Origin of the sequence: Aquimarina sp. MMG016, from assembly GCF_018100805.1 — a bacterium.
Lineage (GTDB): Bacteria > Bacteroidota > Bacteroidia > Flavobacteriales > Flavobacteriaceae > Aquimarina.
The window spans coordinates 443,864-462,026 of the sequence record NZ_JAGJEA010000002.1; the positions used below are offsets into that span (position 1 = coordinate 443,864).

Sequence of the window (18,163 nt, forward strand, 5' to 3'; positions counted from 1 at the left end):
ATAAACCATCTGGCATTTTCTTTTCGAGGAAAAGCTACATAAGAATTATGAAAATTTACTCCCTATTAGTTTGTATTACCATTTCGAAACTATTTTCATTTAGTACATATTCTCAAAATATTTCTATTTCTGTAAATGAAGTTTCTGTCAAAAAAGTAATAGAAGAGATAGAACAGAAGAGTGAGTATACATTTTTTTATAATAATAGTTTAATTGATATATCAAAAACAGTATCAATTACTGCTACTAAAGAGAAAATAAAAAAAGTATTAAATAGATTATTTAGGAGTACAAATATAGATTTTAAAATTTACAAAAATCATGTTGTTCTATTTCCTAAAAATTCAAAAGCATCACCGCGAGCTATCAAGAAACTTTTGGATGAATTAGACCAAAGAGCAAAAGAACAAACCAAAAGAAGTTCAGAAATTCTAAAAACTCCTGTGTCACAATCTACGGTAAAAGGAGTGGTTTCTGCATCTGATGGCACTCCATTGCCTGGTGTTAATATTTTAATTAAAGGAACAAATGCTGGTGCACTAACAGATTTTGATGGTAATTATACAATAGCGGCTAAACCCGGAGATGTACTAGTTTTTTCTTATGTGGGTTTTGTTACCCAAGAGGTTTTGGTTAATACTAATACTGTAAATATTACACTACAAGAGGATGTAAGTTCATTAGAAGAAGTCGTAGTTGTTGCATATGGTGTTTCTAGTAAAGAAGCTTTGACAGGTTCTGTAACTCAGATAAAATCTGAAGAGATTGCTAAAAGGCCAATAGCTAATTTGTCAAGTGCTATTGAAGGTGCTTCTCCTGGAGTGATAGTTACCGCGGCTTCTGGGCAACCAGGTGCTGGTCAGAATGTTAGAATTCGTGGTTTTGGATCTTTCTCAGCATCCAACGCACCCCTTTATGTAGTTGATGGTATACCAACTAATGGAGCATTGAATAATATCAATCCAGCTGATATAGAAAACATCTCTATTCTTAAAGATGCTTCTTCTACAGCACTCTATGGTAATAAAGCAACCAATGGTGTTATAATTGTAACTACAAAAAAAGGTAAGTCGGAAGTTGGAGAAGTTTCTATCAATATATCAACTGGTGTTACAGGAAGGTCAATTCCTGAGTATGATAGAATAGATGCTTTTGACTATTACCCAATTATGTGGGAAGCTCTAAGAAATTCTAACGCGATACCTGGTGTTGATTCTCAAACCGATCTCGATGCAGCGAATCTGGATGCCACCAACAGTATATTTTCAGTATTAGGCTACAACCCGTTTAATGTTCCCAATAATCAAATAGTTGGGACTGATGGTAGATTGAATCCTAATGCACAACTATTATATAATGATTTTGATTGGGAAGGAGCTATAACTAGAACCGGTCTTAGAAGAAATGCTGATTTGAGTTATCAAGGGGCGAGCAAAAATGCTGATTATTTCGTGTCTTTGGGATACTTAAATGAAGATGGGTATTTGATCAAAACAGATTTCGAAAGAATAACAGCTCGTGTAAATGTTAATTTTCAGGCTAAACCTTGGCTAAAGTTGGGAGCAAATTTGGCTGGAAATCGCTCAGAAGGTAACCAAGCTAATATAGGAGGTAGTGGAAGTTTTAGAAACGCTTTTAGATTTACCAGAGGTATAGGTCCTATTTATCCAATATTTGCCCACGATCCCGTAACTGGTGATTTTATCTTGGATGAAAACGGAGAAAGAGAATTTGATCTTAATGACAATAGACCAAGTGGAGCAAGTACAGGTAGACATATTGTAGTGGAAAGATTATTAGATGTTGATTTTGATGAAAGAAGTGCAATTAATTTAAGGTCATATGCAGATATTACATTAGCAGATGGGTTAAGTTTTAGAGCAAATATTAGCTATGAAGAACAAAATTTTTATAATACTTTTTTCTGGAATAAAACAATTGGAGATGGGGCTCCAGATGGTTTAGGGTTTAAACAATATGTAAGAAGAAAAACAACAGCTTTTAATCAATTATTTAATTATAATAAATATTTTGGTGAGCACAATATAGATCTTCTAGCAGGGCATGAGAGTCAACAATTGGTCATTGATGATTTTAATGGTACTCGTACGTTACAAGTTGCAGATGGAAATTTAGAACTCATAAATTTTGTAAATACTACAGATCTAGAGTCTCAGAGAGATGAAGTCAATGATGAAAGTTATTTTGGAAGATTTAATTATAATTATGGAGGTAAGTATTATTTCAGTTCTTCTATTCGTACAGATGGTTCGCCAAGATTTGCTGAAGAGAGAAGGTGGGGTACTTTTTGGTCTGTTGGTGGCTCATGGAGTATTGACAAAGAGGATTTTATAAGTAATATTTCTTGGATAAATCAATTGAAATTAAGAAGTTCTTATGGAGAATTAGGTAATAGTAGAATTCAGGATGATGACAATAATGATTTGTATTATCCTTCATTAGCCACATTTGCTTTAGCTAATAATAATCAAGGTGAACCCGGAGTACTTAGATCTAATTTAGGAGCTCCAGATCTGGAATGGGAAACCAGTGCTAACTTTGATGTAGCTTTGGAATTTGGTCTTTTTAATAGATTTAGAGCAACAGTTGAATATTATAATAAAGAATCTAGAAACTTGATTTTTAATGTTCCTGTGGCTCTTTCAGATGGAGCTGAAAGTAAATTAGAGAATATTGGAACCCTATTCAATCGAGGTGTTGAAATAAGCTTGTCCTATGATATATTAAAAACTAAGGATTTTTCCTGGAACTTGACCGTTAATGGTGCAACACTCAAAAACGAGTTTTCTAAATTACCTCAAGAAGAGATTATTAATGGCACAAAGAAGTTGAGAGTTGGTAAAGGGTTATTCGATTATTGGATCAGAGACTGGTATGGTGTGGATCCAACAGATGGTTCAGGTTTATTCGTCGCAGAAGATCCTAATGCTACAGGAGTACGAATTATTAATGGAGTAGCAGTAACTCCATTTGCAAATAATGCTCGGTTTCATTATGCAGGATCGGCAATACCAGATTTAACAGGTTCTATTAATAATCAAATTACTTATAAACAGTTTTCACTTACTACGTTGTTCACATATCAGCTCGGAGGTGATACACTTGATTTTAATTATGCCTCAATTATGAGTTCAGGTAATTATGGAGCTGCTAAAAGTGTAGATATTTTAGGTCGTTGGCAACAACCGGGAGATATAACTGATGTTCCCAGAATGGATGCAGCATTGGCTAGCGAATGGAGTGGAACCTCTGATAGATGGTTAACAGACGCTTCATTTTTTAATTTAAGACAGGTGAACCTAACTTATCAGTTTGATAGTTCTTTAGCAAAAAAGCTAGGTGTCTCTTCCCTTAATATGTATGCTAGTGCGGAAAATATATTTTCCATTAATGCCCGTAAAGGTCTTAATGTACAACAACAATTTAATGGAAACACTTCAAATGCTTTTACACCAGCAAGAGTAATAACATTTGGTCTAAATTTAAAACTTTAATACCATGAAAAACGTAATTTATATTTTGATGATAGTATTTGGAATAGTAGTTCTAAATTCTTGCAAAGATGATTTTTTAGAAACAGTTCCCACTGATGAGATTGCAGCTACTGAAGTTGTAAGAAATACGACTAATGCGTTTGCCTTACTTAATGGTATTCATAGAAATCTATATGTTAGGTACGAGGGTACTCAAGGTAATGCCGGAATAGGAGGACACTATATACATCTAGATTGTATGGGAGAAGATCAGATTGTTCATAGAGAGCAATGGTTTAATAGGGTTTATAAATGGACAGCTGGACGTAGCGAAACTGATTTTTATAGTAGGTTCCCGTGGTTTATGTATTATACATTAATAGCCAATGCTAATGTCTTAATTAATGGAATCGGAGGTGCAGATGGTCCACAGGAGGATAAAGATGCTATATTAGGACAAGCACTAGTTTATAGAGCTTGGTGCCATTATCAATTGGTACAAGTATATGGCGGTAGATATATAGCAGGAGGAGGAAATTCTCAATTAGGAGTACCTTATAAGAAGAGTGAATTAGAAGAAAAATTAGCTCGAAATACTGTTGAAGAAGTGTATACAGAAATTAATAATGACCTTGATGCTGCCATAATTGCATTGGAAAACTATTCGAGACCAAATAAATCACATCTTAATCAGAATATAGCCAAAGGTGTTAAAGCAAGAGTGGCATTAACCATGGGGAATTGGGAATTAGCTGCTCAAATGGCACAGGAAGCAAGAAACGGTTTTGGTTTAATGGATCAAGCTACCTACGCAGATGGGTTTCAAATTTCGTCTGAGACCAACCCCGAGTTTATGTGGGCTAGCCAAATAGTTGAAGATCAAAATGATAGATTTGGGTCTTATGGAGGATACATGTCCAGGAATTTTAGCTCATCAGCTATTCGTGGAAATCCAAGATCAATTAATTCTAATTTATATGACTTGATATCTGATACCGATATTAGAAAAACATTATGGGACCCAACAGGAGAACATTTAAATTTACCTTCGGGAGTATCATTACTTTCGATACATCAAAGAAAACCATATACAAGTCAGAAATTTATTGCGGTAAGTAATTCTGATAGTAGAGTCGATGTTCCGCATATGAGAGCTGCAGAAATGTATTTAATTGAAGCAGAAGCAAATGCTCGTAGGAATTTAGACGCCCAAGCTGCTCAAGCCTTATTTGATTTAATTAGCACTAGAGATGATGCCTATACGTTATCTTCTAACACAGGTCAAGCTCTTATTGATGAAATTATGATTCATAGAAGAGTGGAGCTTTGGGGAGAAGGTTTTAGGTTTTTAGACTTGAAGCGTCTTAATTTACCTTTGGATAGAACAGGAGCTAATCACAATGCTGCCCTAACAGGTAATGTATTAGAAGTTCCTGCAGGTGACATCAGATGGGAGTGGTTGATTCCTCAACTAGAGCTTGATGCTAACCCAAATATGGTACAAAATCCATTATAAATCTAATAGAGAAAATATAGAAACTAAATTTGTTTGTGTTTGCCAATTTTATGAGTCCAATTAATTGTTCTATGATATAATTGGACTCATATTATTATCTATTGATTAGAACATTATAAAATAAAGTTATTTACTATGTCTTTATACCTTCCTTGCAAATAAAGTGCTTATTTTAGGAGCTATAATGAGCTATAGGGTTGAAGATATATCTTCTCTTTTTTTATTATTTAAAAATAAATTAATGTTATGAGTAGAGTTTTTACGATATTTTTCATTTGTGTTTCGTTAACATCTATTGCCCAAAAAAAAGTAATCTCTCATAATGATTATGATTTATGGAAAGAAGTTAAGGATGTCAAAATATCTCATCTAGGAAAATTAGTAGTTACTACTGTTGAAACAGATACAGGTAGAGGGGATGGGTTGATAGAAATTTATAATACTGAAACCAAACAAAAATTCTCCTTTATTAATGGATATGATACTTCTATATCTTATGATGAAAAATATGTGGTCTTTAAAAGAAAACCTCTATATGAATATATCAGAAAGGAGAAAAAGAAAAAAGTGAAGAAAGAAGATCTAACAAAAGATGATCTGTTTATATATGATGTAGAAAATAACAATATCTATGACTCTATTAGTAGAGTCAAGAATTATAAATTACCAAAGAGAGGTAAAGATTTATTGGTTATTGAAAAATTCAAGAATAAAAAATTAAAAGATACATCAAAGTCCAAAAAGAAAGATCTTTCTAAAGCTTTCAAACAAAATTATGCCTTAATATACACGCTACAAACAAAGAAAAAAGATACTATTCATCAGATAAAAGATTTTGTAATTCCTGAAAATGGTGAAAGACTTTATTATACTACTTCAACCAAAGATCGACCAAAGAAAGGGGCGAAAGCAAAAGCAAGGGATATAGGAATATATCAGTATGATCTAAAATCGGGATTACAAAAGGTCATTGATACAGGTAAATATATATATGACAAATTAGCAACAAATAAAGAAGGTAACCTGTTTTCTTATATTTCAATAACTGATTCTACAGCTGTGGATTCTTTAAGATATGAGCTTCATTTTTATGAAAACAATGTTTCTAGAAAACTCTTGGATACCTCAGGTAATAACCTTAAAAATGGATGGATATTAAGTGGAGATCAATCTCCTGAGTTCTCAGAAAATGGAAATCGATTATATTTTTATTCAAAACCATATAAAGAATACCAAAGAGATACGACACTTCTGGAAGAAGAAATTCCTCAGGTAGATATATGGAATTGGCAGGATAAAATGATCCAACCCGAACAGAAATCAAAATATGAACAACTTAGTAAAGAAGCTTTCATGTCATATTTTGATATAGAAAAAAATAGTTATGTTCATTTACAAGAAAAAAGTATTCAAGAAATTATTTTTGATGAATTTAAAGAACAACAATTTGTAATTGGAGCTACAGGATTACCTTATGATATAAAACGTTCCTGGGAGATTCCGTGGACTAAGGATTATTATATTATTAATACCCTTACCGGACAAAAACGCTTAGCCCTTGAGAATGCAGCTATGCAACCATTACTGTCTCCGGATGGTAAGTATGCACTATATTTTGATATATATGAGCAAGGTTGGTTTTCTTTGAATTTGAATACTGCTAAAAAAATTAACCTTACTAAAAATATAAAACAAGCTTTTTATGATGAAGATGATGATCATCCTGCTTTACCATATCCATATGGTTTTGGTGGTTTTGACAAGCAAGGAAATGCCTTAGTGTATGATAAATTTGATATTTGGAAGTTGACTTTAGATGGAGACTCAAAACCTCTTAATATCACCAAAAATGGTAGAAAACATAAAATAATATATAGAACAAGGCGTCTAGATAATGAAAAGAAAAATAACGCTTCGTATATTAAAGATAATCTATTAATAACTTCTTTTAATGAAACTACTAAGTTTTCAGGATTATACGTTTTAGAAAATAATAAATTAATAGAGAAAATAAAGCCAAATGGTTTTTTGATTCAATCTTACAAAAAAGCCGAAAATACTGATAGGTTTGTTTTTACAAAACAAAATTTTAATACTTTTCCTGATATTTATACTACAGAAAATTTTGAGAATCCTATTCGTATAACAGATTTAAATCCTCAGCAGAAAGATTTTAAATGGGGGACAGCCGAACTTTTTAAATGGAAAGCATATGATGGAATAGAATTAGAAGGTATTATATATAAACCTGAAGATTTTAACCCTTCAAAAAAATATCCTTTAATAACTTATTTTTATGAAAAAAGTTCTGATAGATTAAATCGATATTCTTCTCCTCAACCAAGTGCTTCGATTGTCAACCCATCATATTTGGTAAGTAATGATTATGTGATGTTTGTGCCTGATGTCGTATATAAAGATGGTAAGCCGGGGCCTAGTGCTTTTAATTGTATAGTTTCTGGTGTTGAAGCTTTGGAAAAACTTGGATATATTGATAGTTCTAATATGTCATTACAGGGACAAAGTTGGGGTGGATATCAGGTAGCTTATCTGATTACAGTGACCAATAAGTTTAAAGCGGCTATGGCAGGTGCTCCAGTGAGTAATATGACTTCAGCATATGGTGGTATTCGTTGGCAATCAGGATTGAGCAGAGCTTTTCAGTATGAAAAGTCCCAAAGTAGAATTGGTAAAAATTTATGGGAAGGTTTCGATTTGTATATAGAAAACTCACCACTATTTGGTATCCCTAAAATTGAAACCCCTTTGCTTATGATGCATAATGATAAGGATGGGGCAGTACCTTATTATCAGGGTATAGAAATGTTTATGGGAATGCGTAGGCTGCAAAAACCTGTTTGGCTATTGGTATATAATGATGAGGCTCATAATCTCAAAAAGGTTAAAAACAAGCAGGATCTTTCTATAAGGATGATGCAGTTTTTTGACCATTATCTAAAAGGTAAACCTGCTCCTGAATGGATGACCAAAGGAGTTTCTCAAGTTCAAAAAGGTAAAGATTTTGGGTATGGAATGGACAAAGATTAATTACAAAACTTCATAATACTACTTCAAATTTCTAAGCATAAAGTCTAACTTTTTATTTTTATTGAGGTTTTGCTTAAAAGAATCTGTTAAGTGTATACTTTTGTTTGCCAACCCCAACTCTTGTAATCTATTTATAGCATTTTTGTTTTCAAGAGTAACTTTACCGGTTAATAATGTATCCATATCTTGATTAGAATGGTAATAATCGTAAACTTTTTTAAGACCTGTAAGATATAGATAATCTTTGGTGAAACCCCCACCACGATGTACTCTCAGGGTAATTTGCCAAGCTGTTTCCTTATCTAGTTTATATTGGCTGTAGAGCAGGTCAAAAGTATCTTTAAAATCATACCCTTTAATCAGACTATCCGCAGCGATAACGCGATAGGCCAATTCTTTCATTCTTTTAAGTGTGAGACAACCGGACATATACTCGCTAAAAACGGCTAAGCCTTCCTGAGTTTCGGTATTATTAACAAAACCGTTTGAAAATATTTTAAGAGGCTGGCTTTTTCCGTTAAAGGTAGTGACCATATGTACACCGATTTCGTGGTTTGCTAATACCATTAAATCATTATCGCTAAACTTATTGTTTTTTTTTAGCACCAGTGTTTCTGAAGCATTCAAGACCATTGCCGCAGCCGAAATGTGTGTGGATTTTTTGATATTAAAGTCAAAATCATAACGTTTACCAAATTCTCTGAAATAAGCTTCAGCTTCAGAAGCACTATGTTTCTTAACCATGTTGTCGTTTGGTTCCTCATCTTCAAAGTGAAGAATAAAACGTGCATTTTCTACATCACGTTCCTTTGGAGTACCAAAAACTTTTAATGAGTTATAATAAAAGTTTTTTCCTTGGCCAATAGTTTCTATACACTGTATTAATCCCGAATATTCATAAATAATATGCTGATATAGTTTTCTGATTTCTTCATCTTCAATGCGCTCTAGTCTTTGATTAAAAAACAATCGCTGCATTTTATATGGGTCAAACTTGATCTTTCTATACTTAAAAACAGGATTGAATCTATATTTGCAGGCAAAGAAACTTTTCTTTTCCTGTTCTATATTTAAAGGATTAAGGTAATTAAGGAGTTCTATGTTCTTAACCAATCGATCAAGATTTTGATCAATTTCTATAATATCTATATAATTATCGACAACATCTTCAGTCATAATGTATTCTTCTTTATATGAGAATAAGCTAAACGCAAACTAACTGTAAAAAACTGAAATTATCAAGTATACAGCCCATCTTAATGGATAAAATCTTTATAAAACGTTTTTGCATGCTCAGGAATCTTCGTTTTCAATTCATTTTCTATAGCAAGAACCACTTCAGGATACATGATATATTCTAATTCGTGGCAATAAATTTTTGAAAACTCGGTAGCTAATACCAATGTACTTTTAAAGTGTTTAGTAATGTATTTCAAAAAATAGCCATTGCCTTGAAAAGTATCATTGATTGCGGCTGTGGCTGTAATTTGATAAGGTAGTTGTATTTCAGAAAGGGTAGTACGCCAAGATTCAGCATATGAAGCATATTTAATAGTATCAATATTAGATGTCCCTAAATTGATTACAGGTACTTCTCGATCCCATCGTCTCCAATTATATGAATGTATATCATATACGATAGCTGCACCGTATTTAGATTCGATTTTAGAAACTAATGCGTGGACAACTTTATAAAAATTATGATGTTTTTCTAGAGATCTTTCTTTGACTTCAGATTTTAAAGAATTTTTCCAGAGCTGTTTCCCCCATGCATCCTCATATACCGCCACTTCGGGAGCTCTATTTAAATCATATTCGAATCGCGAATCGCAACCGGCAATAACAATAGGGTGGGACTGTATCATATTTTTGGTTGCAGGGTCTTCTTCATACCATCTCTCATATTCGCTATGAAGGCACTTGCTCCAAAGCTCTTTTCGGAACTGGTGTCCATCATGAACGGCACCACAAATGTAATGGGAGTATGAATCTATTTTAAGCCAAAAAGAGTAATCTTCTGCAATAGCATGAAAAGGCTTTTCAGCTTGTATTTTGCTAATGATTGAATCAATAGAAAGCCTAAGCATTATCTACAGTTTTTCTGAGTTTTGCTTTTCTGTCAAATCTATTGACACGCTGAACCACTTTATCTTCAATAAAGTCAATAACCTTTTCCTGTAACTTTACTTTATATTTTTTATTGATATAAGTGATTCCTCCTGGGCTCATCACGTTAACTTCTACTAACATTCCATTAATCACATCTATACCTACAAAATATAATCCATCTTTAACCAGTTTTGGACCAATTTTGCGGCATAATTCTTTTTCTTGCTTAGTTAATGTATGTTTTGCTACTGATCCCCCAGCAGTTACATTAGATCTATGGTCATCTTCACCCGGAATACGGCGCATTGCGCCAATTACTTTCCCGTTAAGGATTAAAATACGGACATCACCTTGGTCTGCACCTTCTATATAATCTTGTAATATTACATAATTGGTAGTTCCATCCTTATTATCAATATAGAAATCAAGTAAAGACCGAATACTACTCATTGCGCGTTTTTCTATTAAAATAACTCCTGAACCACCAAAACCATTCAAAGGTTTTAATATCATTTTATCATTTGGAGCTTCCTTGATCATTTTAATCAAATAGTCTTTGTTTTTAGTCACATGAGTACTTGGTATAAAATGAGTTTCTAAATCATCAAAAGCAGCCGTATACAATTTATTATTTGATCTTCTGATTCCATCAATATCATTCATAATAAATACATCATCCTTTACAGAATCCAGAAAATTAAGCATAATCATATCCAAAGGAGGGTTACTTCTCAAAATAATCACATCAAATCCTGCCAATGGTAGCATTTCATCTCTAAAAGTAGTTTTAGCATGAAATGATTTTAGTGATGAAGTAACTTTTTCAGTTCTATTAATCACTTTACAAAAGGAATACGTGACACTATCCCTTATCGTTAGGTTAGAAGGAGTAGCAATGGCAACTCCATGCCCTCTTTTAGCACATTCGTGAATAAGAGTAAGAGAAGTATCTTGTTCCGGTATTATTTCTTCCCAAGGGTACATTAAAAAGCAAACATTCATTTGTGTGGTTTTTTGAAAATAAAAATTACGTTTTTTATGTGAAAATTAAATAAAACTTAAAATATTTTTTTTTCACTGTAAAAGAATTGGTTATTCGCATTTTAGGTCAATTGAAACTTTTTTCATTTTCTTCCAGATTTGGTGTTCAGAAGTTTGAGGAGAAATATTGAATAAAACTAAATGCTTTTTCTGTAGATTACAAAAGTTTTTTTCTACTATAAAATTCAGATTCACTTCTTTTTTTGTAGTAAATGCATCATAGGTCATAACCTTGCCGACAAATACAGAATCATTTACTTTTTCGAAGAAAGCTTTAGATTTTGGAATTTTTTTAAAAAGTTTCAAATTCATCTTTGAAACCATATTCATAAGTCCATCAAAATAGACTTCCATTTCAGACTCTAGCTTCTCTGCAGACAATTCAGGGTTTTCTTCTAATTCCCATAAAAACACATAAGAGAAGTAATCTTTTGCGTTTTCATCACCCCATCCTGGGGAAAAAAGTACGTGTTCTGTACCAGAATATTTTAAAGAATTGGCAAATTGTAAAGGAAATTCTATAACTTCGCCACTCCAATCATCACTAGGGGCTACTAGTATATTTTTTTCAGAGCTATCTGTGCCACATTGAACAAATAAAAAAAATATTAAAAAAAGAGGCATGGTTTTTGTAAAAGACATGGTAAACAGTGTTTTTTCAGATTTTAAAAATACTAAATTGTTTAATTATAGATTTTTCATAAATTTGTGTTAAAGGGAAACAGAATGCAAACATTAAAAATGAACTATTATAGAGTACTTTTACTATTATTATTTTTTACGCCCCAACTATCGAATGCTCAATCTGACTACGACCGACTGGAGGCAGAGATTATTAATATTCAAAGAGATGTTGTTGGTAAGCTGACAGGGCATGTGCCAATAAAAGGAAAGAAAAAGCTGAAGAGCAGATCGAGTGCTTCAGATCGAAAAATTACTGCTAACTATCTATATGATGCTTTAGAAGACGAAGGTCTTAAAGCCGAACGCCATAATTATAATGTGCAAAATAAAAGCGGAACTCAGTTTAAGGGAACTAATATCTATGCTGAGATCCCTTCTACCAATGGGAGTGATGAGTATATCATAATAGGTGCCCACTACGATACCGTAGAAAACAGCCCTGGAGCTGTTCATAATGCAACAGGTGTAGCTATAGCTTTTTATGTGGCTCAAAAAATTGCAAAACTACCTATAAGAAATAAAAACTTTATAGTAGTTTTCTTCGATCATTGGAAAAGTAATATGGTTGGATGTAGAATGTTTACAAAAATGCTGCAAAAAGAGAAGTATAATGTTCATTCTATGCATAGATCAGATTATATAGGATGGGATAATGATGAGGACCGTGCTATAGAAATGCTGGCATCTAATATTGGTTTAGAGTCTAAATACCGTATAGAATCTCCAGTACCTATTTACAAAAGGACAGTAGCAACACCAGAGAGTAGATTCTTTGCTAATTTTGGTTATGACACAGTAACTTTAACTGCAGAATTAAGAAATGCAGATAACTCACCATTTGTTCGCCAAAGTGAGGATAAGTATACTACTGTTAATTTTAAATACTTAGCATCGACTACAGATATTGTTTATAACGTTATGAAATCATATGCTACTGAATAAATTGTTTATTATTTAGCATACAGAAATACAATTTAAAGGAGTTTTTATTTAATTAAAAACTCCTTTAATTCTTTATAATCGTTTATAACAATACTTTTCTTTTCTTTATTCATTACTTTTTGGATCTGTGGCGGTATTTCTACAGAAGTATTTAGAGTTTCCTCAACTACATCCAAAAACTTTACAGGGTGTGCGGTCTCTAAAAAAATTCCATAATCATTATTGTCTACACCGTATTCCTTTAGCCCCAAATACCCTACAGCTCCATGCGGATCGGTAATATATCCTGTGTTGGTAAAAACCTTTTTCATAGTTTCTCTGGTTTGATGGTCATCAAAACTGTAAGCAGAGAAATCATTTTTTAAAGCTTCAAAATTATTTTCAAAAAGGTTTTGAATCCTAATGAAGTTGCTAGGGTTACCGACATCCATGGCATTAGAAATTGTTGCTTTAGACGGTTTAGGAGTATATTCAGAAGTTTCTAAATATCTCACAACAGTATCATTAACATTAGTAGATGCTACAAAATGCTTAACAGGAAGTCCAAGTTTGTGAGCAACTATTCCTGCACAAATATTTCCGAAATTTCCACTTGGCACAGAAAATACAACATCCTTTCCTTTACTTTTGACTTGTTTGTAAGCAAATAAAAAGTAAAATAACTGTGGTAACCATCGAGCTACATTGATTGAATTGGCAGATGTAAGTTGCTTATGATCTGTTATTGAGCTGTCCAGAAAAGCTGTTTTCACCATATCCTGGCAGTCATCAAATACACCGTCTACTTCTAAAGCTGTGATGTTTTGACCTAAAGTGGTTAATTGTTTCTCCTGTATATCGCTAACCTTTCCCGTTGGATAGAGGATAACGACATCCACACCTTTTACTCCAAGAAAACCATTAGCTACAGCTCCACCAGTATCTCCGGATGTTGCCACCAAAACAGTTACGTGATTGTCACTGTTTCTATTGAAGTATCCTAAACAACGAGCCATAAAACGGGCTCCTACATCTTTAAAAGCCATAGTAGGGCCATGAAATAGTTCTAGTGTGCCTATATTTTCTTCGACCTCCACAACTGGAAATTCAAAACTTAATACATCAGATAGGATATCTTTCAGCTCTGCTTCAGGAATTTCATCTCCAACAAATTGTTGAATTGCCTGATATGCAATTTCTATATTATCTAGTTTTTCTATATCCTCAAAAAAAGATAATGGGAGAGGAGTAATACTTTCAGGAAAATATAACCCTCGATCGGGAGCCAATCCTTTGATAACTGCTTCAGAAAAAGCTACCTTGGGAGCGTTGTTATTTAAACTATAATATTGCATTATATTGTATATTCTTTATAATTATTAGAGTACAGCAGAAAATTCAATTTCCACATAAATATCTGGTGAAATAAGATTAGAGACTTCGACCAAAGTGGTAACTGGTTTTATGGTTTTGAAAAACTCTCCATGAGCTTTACCAATAGTTTCCCATTTATTAATATCTGTACAATACATTCTTGTTCTAACCACATTATCCAGACCTGCACCTAAATCATTTAGTGCCTTTTCAGCTATTTTGATTATTCCAACGGTTTGCTCATATTCATCCGCTCCAGGTGATGTTGTCCCGGCAATTTCTATAGTATTCCCAATTTTAATAGCTCTGGAATACCCTACGATATCTTCCCAAGGAGCTCCAGTCGATATTTTTTTTACTTCTTTCATGGTTTAGTCAATTATTTTAATTCCCTGACTATTGATTTTTGATACATGAATATCAAAGTCAAGTCCTGTTTTAGCATAAACTTTTCGTATATCTTCTGCAACTTCATTTGCCGTATTCATTCCTTTACTTAATGCAAAAATGGAAGGCCCAGAGCCAGAAATCCCGCACCCCAAGGCTCCTTTCGCGATAGCAGCTTGTTTTACATTTTCGAATTCAGGAATTAGAATGGAACGTAATGGCTCTATAATTACATCTTCCAGGCTTCTACCGATAAGGTCGTAATCTTCTGTAAACAAACCAGCCACAAGTCCTCCAACATTTCCCCATTGATGTATTGCCTGTTTTAAACTTACATTATGTTTAATAACAGATCGTGAGTCTGATGTTTTTACTTCGATTTGAGGATGAATCACAGTCATTACCAAGTCCTCTGGAGAGTTTAATTTAATCACATCCAAAGGCTGATAACTCCGTACCAATGTAAAACCGCCAAGAAGGGCAGGAGCTACATTATCAGCATGAGCATTACCGCTGGCCAATTTTTCACCTTCCATAGCAAACTCTACCAGTTCCTGAGGAGTAAAAGGATTATCTAGTAAATGATTTACAGCCCAAACCGCTCCCGCACTGCTTGCTGCACTGCTTCCGATTCCACTACCTGCTTTGATTTTTTTATAGATTTCAATCTCTACACCAATTTCTTTTATATATTTAGAAAGCAAAGCTTCTACAGCTACCCCAGCAACATTTTTATGAGTTTCTAGAGGAAGATCTGCTCCTTCAATTTTAGTAATTGTTATTCCTGGTTCTGAAACAAGCGAAATAATCATTTCATCCCCCACATTATCCAGGCAACATCCTAATACATCGAAACCACAAGAAAGGTTAGCAACAGTGGCGGGAGCAAATATTTTGATACTTTTCATAGGGTGAAGAATATTTATTTTTTACCGATTCTTATAATATCTGCAAAAATCCCTGAAGCAGTAACTTCTGCACCAGCTCCAGCTCCTTTTACAATCAATGGTTGCTCTGGATAACGATCAGTAAAGAAAAGTACAATATTATCGCTTCCTTCTAGATTATAGAAAGGATGATCTATAGGGATATGTTGTAGGCCAACTTTTGCCTTTTCATTTTCATATTGCGCTACATACTTTAGACGACAATCTTTTTTGTTAGCTTCCTCAAGAATTTCTTTGAAATGTGTTTCGTGTTGTTCTAAAGATTCGAAAAAATCATCAACACTAGTAGTTTCTAAACTTTCTTCAGGCAAGAAGGCTTCGTTTTTAATATTTTCAAGTTCCATTACTTTCCCACTCTCTCTTGCAAGAATCAAAATCTTACGAGCAACATCAACACCACTTAAATCAATTTTTGGATCAGGTTCTGTATATCCTTGTTCTTGAGCTTGTTTTACGATATCATAAAAGGTAGAATTGCCATTATAATTATTGAATACAAAGTTAAGACTACCTGATAATACAGCTTGTATTTTGTGAATATTATCTCCTGAAGCAATAAGATTATTGAGCGTATCTATAATAGGTAATCCGGCTCCAACATTAGTTTCGTATAAAAATGAAGCATTATATTTTCTGGATAAATCCTGTAATTCTTCATAATTAGCATATTCATCTGCGCAGGCAATTTTATTACACGTCACAACTGCCATACTTTCTGCCAGGTAGTGTTTGTATATCTTTGCGATATCTGGATTTGCTGTGTTATCTACAAAAATAGAATTACGAAGATTCATTTCTTTTGCTTTGTCAAAAAAACTGTTGGCATTAGCTTTTGCGCCTTTAGTAAGTTTTTCTTTCCAAGTAGTAAGATCAATTCCTCCTTCGTCAAAAATCATCTTTCTTGAGTTAGACATACCTACTACTCGAATTTTTAAATGTAGTTTGTCTTTTAGGTACTTTTTTTGTTGTTCTAACTGCCCTAATAATTTACTACCTACATTACCAACACCTGTGACAAAAAGATTTAACTGTTTTGTTTTTACTTCAAAAAATCTCTCGTGTAATGTATTTAGCGCTTTTTTAATGTCTTTTTTCTCAATAACAACAGATATATTTTTTTCTGAAGCTCCTTGAGCAATAGCTCTTATATTTACATTGTTTTTTCCTAGAGTGCTAAACATTTTTCCACTAAGACCTTGATGATGATACATGTTATCACCAACTAAGGCAACAATAGCTACATTATTTTCAATTTTTACCGGGTCAACTTTATGTTTAGAAATTTCGAACTCGAATGCATTATCTAATATTGTCTTTGCTTTTTCTGCATCTGAAGCTTCAACAGCTAAACAAATAGAATGCTCAGATGAAGCCTGGGTAATAAGAATAACATTTATGTTTTCTAAAAATAAGGCTTCGAATAGACGTTTGGAGAATCCAGGAATACCAACCATACCACTTCCTTCAAGTGAGATGATTGCAATTTGGTCAATGTGGCTAATCCCCGTAACCGGATTTTGCCTATTGTCAACATTTCTTGTAACCAAAGTTCCTTTGTCATCTGGTTCAAAAGTATTTTTAATGACTATCGGAATATCTTTTTCCAAAACAGGATGGATAGTAGGAGGGTATATCACTTTAGCACCAAAGTGTGATAATTCCATAGCCTCTTGATATGATATATGATGTACCGGTTTGGCTTGCTTTACCAATTTTGGATTGGCAGTATACATTCCGCTAACGTCGGTCCAGATTTGTAACTCTTCAGCATTCATAGCAGCTGCCAGAATTGCTGCTGTAAAATCTGACCCACCTCGTCCTAAGGTAGTTGGTTCTCCTTCCTGAGTTCTGGCTACAAAACCTGGAAAAAGACTAACTTCATGATTATTATTGGATGCAAATTGATTTATTCTGGTGTTCGTCTCGTTATAATCGATGGCAACTTTAGCATTACCCGTTGTTGTGATAAGTTCTCGGGAATCCTGTAATATAATATCTAGTCCTTTAACTTTAGCTGCCTCTACAATAATATATGATGAAAGCATTTCACCAAAACTAGCTATTACAGAAGCTGTTTTAGCAGATAATTCACTTAATAAAAACACTCCCTCACATAAAGACTCTAAGGTGTTGAGCTCTGACTTTACCTTACTGATAACTGCGCTTTGAGAAACCACAGGAATAAGTACTTTTACCGCATCAATATGTCTTTTTTCGATTTCGGCAAGTGTGTTTTTATAGTTTTCATTGTTAGTCGATGCTTCTTCTCCTGCTTGCAATAGTAAATCTGTTACTCCGCCCATAGCAGAAACAACTACATATAAAGGACTTTTCTTAGATTGTCTTTTTACGATTTCTATTACATTTTGTATTGTAGTTGCATTTGCAACTGAAGAACCTCCAAATTTTAGAACGTTCATAATATATTTTTTAATTTGAATTAAAGATAAAGCTTGTTTTCGGTAGTTTAGGTATTATAAACTACTTACTTTTTACGGAATATATAAATGAATTAACCCCTAAGGGTAATAATAGTAGTAGAAGTACGAGTAGTAGAAATAAGCCCTAAGAACTTAATCGTTACTAAGGTGATTAAAGAAGTATTATTTAAAACCGCACTAAACATTTGCTTTGGTATATTT

At 33.3% G+C, this 18,163-nt stretch carries 12 protein-coding genes; 4 read left to right on the top strand and 8 right to left on the bottom strand.

Annotated features, from left to right (window positions below):
- Window positions 1-47 precede the first annotated feature (47 nt).
- The 3 genes from J8M14_RS04950 (at window position 48) to J8M14_RS04960 (ending at window position 8,058) form a co-directional block, all read left to right on the top strand.
- Window positions 48-3,515 carry a SusC/RagA family TonB-linked outer membrane protein gene (locus J8M14_RS04950; protein ID WP_211073469.1) on the top strand — a complete coding sequence of 1,156 codons (3,468 nt, stop codon included), beginning with the start codon at window positions 48-50 and terminating at the stop codon, window positions 3,513-3,515.
- A 4-nt stretch (window positions 3,516-3,519) separates the two neighbouring features.
- Window positions 3,520-5,010 carry a RagB/SusD family nutrient uptake outer membrane protein gene (locus J8M14_RS04955; RefSeq protein WP_211073470.1) on the top strand — a complete coding sequence of 497 codons (1,491 nt, stop codon included), beginning with the start codon at window positions 3,520-3,522 and terminating at the stop codon, window positions 5,008-5,010.
- Between the two features lie 246 nt (window positions 5,011-5,256).
- Window positions 5,257-8,058 (top strand): prolyl oligopeptidase family serine peptidase, encoded by a 2,802-nt coding sequence (locus J8M14_RS04960; protein WP_211073471.1) that lies wholly within the window; start codon window positions 5,257-5,259, stop codon window positions 8,056-8,058.
- Between the two features lie 18 nt (window positions 8,059-8,076).
- Here the strand turns inward: J8M14_RS04960 and J8M14_RS04965 are convergent, their stop codons facing one another.
- The 4 genes from J8M14_RS04965 to J8M14_RS04980 form a co-directional block, all read right to left on the bottom strand.
- Complete coding sequence (locus J8M14_RS04965) at window positions 8,077-9,234, bottom strand: flavohemoglobin expression-modulating QEGLA motif protein (RefSeq protein WP_211073472.1); 1,158 nt, start codon at window positions 9,232-9,234, stop codon at window positions 8,077-8,079.
- Between the two features lie 80 nt (window positions 9,235-9,314).
- Entirely contained in the window at window positions 9,315-10,145 is an 831-nt protein-coding gene (locus tag J8M14_RS04970; protein ID WP_211073473.1) for an N-formylglutamate amidohydrolase, read from the bottom strand.
- A complete protein-coding gene (gshB, locus tag J8M14_RS04975; RefSeq protein WP_211073474.1) occupies window positions 10,138-11,169 on the bottom strand; it encodes a glutathione synthase in 1,032 nt (343 codons plus the stop codon). The genes J8M14_RS04970 and gshB overlap by 8 nt, the downstream gene beginning before the upstream one ends.
- Window positions 11,170-11,259: 90 nt before the next feature.
- Window positions 11,260-11,850 carry a hypothetical protein gene (locus tag J8M14_RS04980; RefSeq protein ID WP_211073475.1) on the bottom strand — a complete coding sequence of 197 codons (591 nt, stop codon included), beginning with the start codon at window positions 11,848-11,850 and terminating at the stop codon, window positions 11,260-11,262.
- Between the two features lie 84 nt (window positions 11,851-11,934).
- On the opposite strand from J8M14_RS04980, the gene J8M14_RS04985 reads away from it, so the two are divergent.
- The gene (locus J8M14_RS04985; protein ID WP_211073476.1) at window positions 11,935-12,834 is read left to right on the top strand and encodes a M28 family peptidase; all 900 of its coding nucleotides are present in this window, start codon (window positions 11,935-11,937) and stop codon (window positions 12,832-12,834) included.
- Window positions 12,835-12,878: 44 nt separating this feature from the next.
- Here J8M14_RS04985 and thrC read toward each other — a convergent pair whose 3' ends face one another.
- From thrC to thrA, 4 genes are read right to left on the bottom strand one after another with little or no spacing between them, the layout of a single operon-like run.
- The gene (thrC, locus tag J8M14_RS04990; protein ID WP_211073477.1) at window positions 12,879-14,168 is read right to left on the bottom strand and encodes a threonine synthase; all 1,290 of its coding nucleotides are present in this window, start codon (window positions 14,166-14,168) and stop codon (window positions 12,879-12,881) included.
- Between the two features lie 24 nt (window positions 14,169-14,192).
- Complete coding sequence (locus J8M14_RS04995; protein ID WP_211073478.1) at window positions 14,193-14,555, bottom strand: RidA family protein; 363 nt, start codon at window positions 14,553-14,555, stop codon at window positions 14,193-14,195.
- A 3-nt stretch (window positions 14,556-14,558) separates the two neighbouring features.
- The gene (locus J8M14_RS05000) at window positions 14,559-15,482 is read right to left on the bottom strand and encodes a homoserine kinase (protein WP_211073479.1); all 924 of its coding nucleotides are present in this window, start codon (window positions 15,480-15,482) and stop codon (window positions 14,559-14,561) included.
- A 14-nt stretch (window positions 15,483-15,496) separates the two neighbouring features.
- A complete protein-coding gene (thrA, locus tag J8M14_RS05005; protein WP_211073480.1) occupies window positions 15,497-17,941 on the bottom strand; it encodes a bifunctional aspartate kinase/homoserine dehydrogenase I in 2,445 nt (814 codons plus the stop codon).
- Window positions 17,942-18,163 lie beyond the last annotated feature (222 nt).

Coding starts and splice junctions, on each gene's coding strand:
- J8M14_RS04950 (WP_211073469.1), top strand. CDS start 48: ATGAAAATTTACTCCCTATTAGTTTGTATTACCATTTCGAAACTATTT.
- J8M14_RS04955 (WP_211073470.1), top strand. CDS start 3,520: ATGAAAAACGTAATTTATATTTTGATGATAGTATTTGGAATAGTAGTT.
- J8M14_RS04960 (WP_211073471.1), top strand. CDS start 5,257: ATGAGTAGAGTTTTTACGATATTTTTCATTTGTGTTTCGTTAACATCT.
- J8M14_RS04965 (WP_211073472.1), bottom strand. CDS start 9,234: ATGACTGAAGATGTTGTCGATAATTATATAGATATTATAGAAATTGAT.
- J8M14_RS04970 (WP_211073473.1), bottom strand. CDS start 10,145: ATGCTTAGGCTTTCTATTGATTCAATCATTAGCAAAATACAAGCTGAA.
- gshB (WP_211073474.1), bottom strand. CDS start 11,169: ATGAATGTTTGCTTTTTAATGTACCCTTGGGAAGAAATAATACCGGAA.
- J8M14_RS04980 (WP_211073475.1), bottom strand. CDS start 11,850: ATGTCTTTTACAAAAACCATGCCTCTTTTTTTAATATTTTTTTTATTT.
- J8M14_RS04985 (WP_211073476.1), top strand. CDS start 11,935: ATGCAAACATTAAAAATGAACTATTATAGAGTACTTTTACTATTATTA.
- thrC (WP_211073477.1), bottom strand. CDS start 14,168: ATGCAATATTATAGTTTAAATAACAACGCTCCCAAGGTAGCTTTTTCT.
- J8M14_RS04995 (WP_211073478.1), bottom strand. CDS start 14,555: ATGAAAGAAGTAAAAAAAATATCGACTGGAGCTCCTTGGGAAGATATC.
- J8M14_RS05000 (WP_211073479.1), bottom strand. CDS start 15,482: ATGAAAAGTATCAAAATATTTGCTCCCGCCACTGTTGCTAACCTTTCT.
- thrA (WP_211073480.1), bottom strand. CDS start 17,941: ATGAACGTTCTAAAATTTGGAGGTTCTTCAGTTGCAAATGCAACTACA.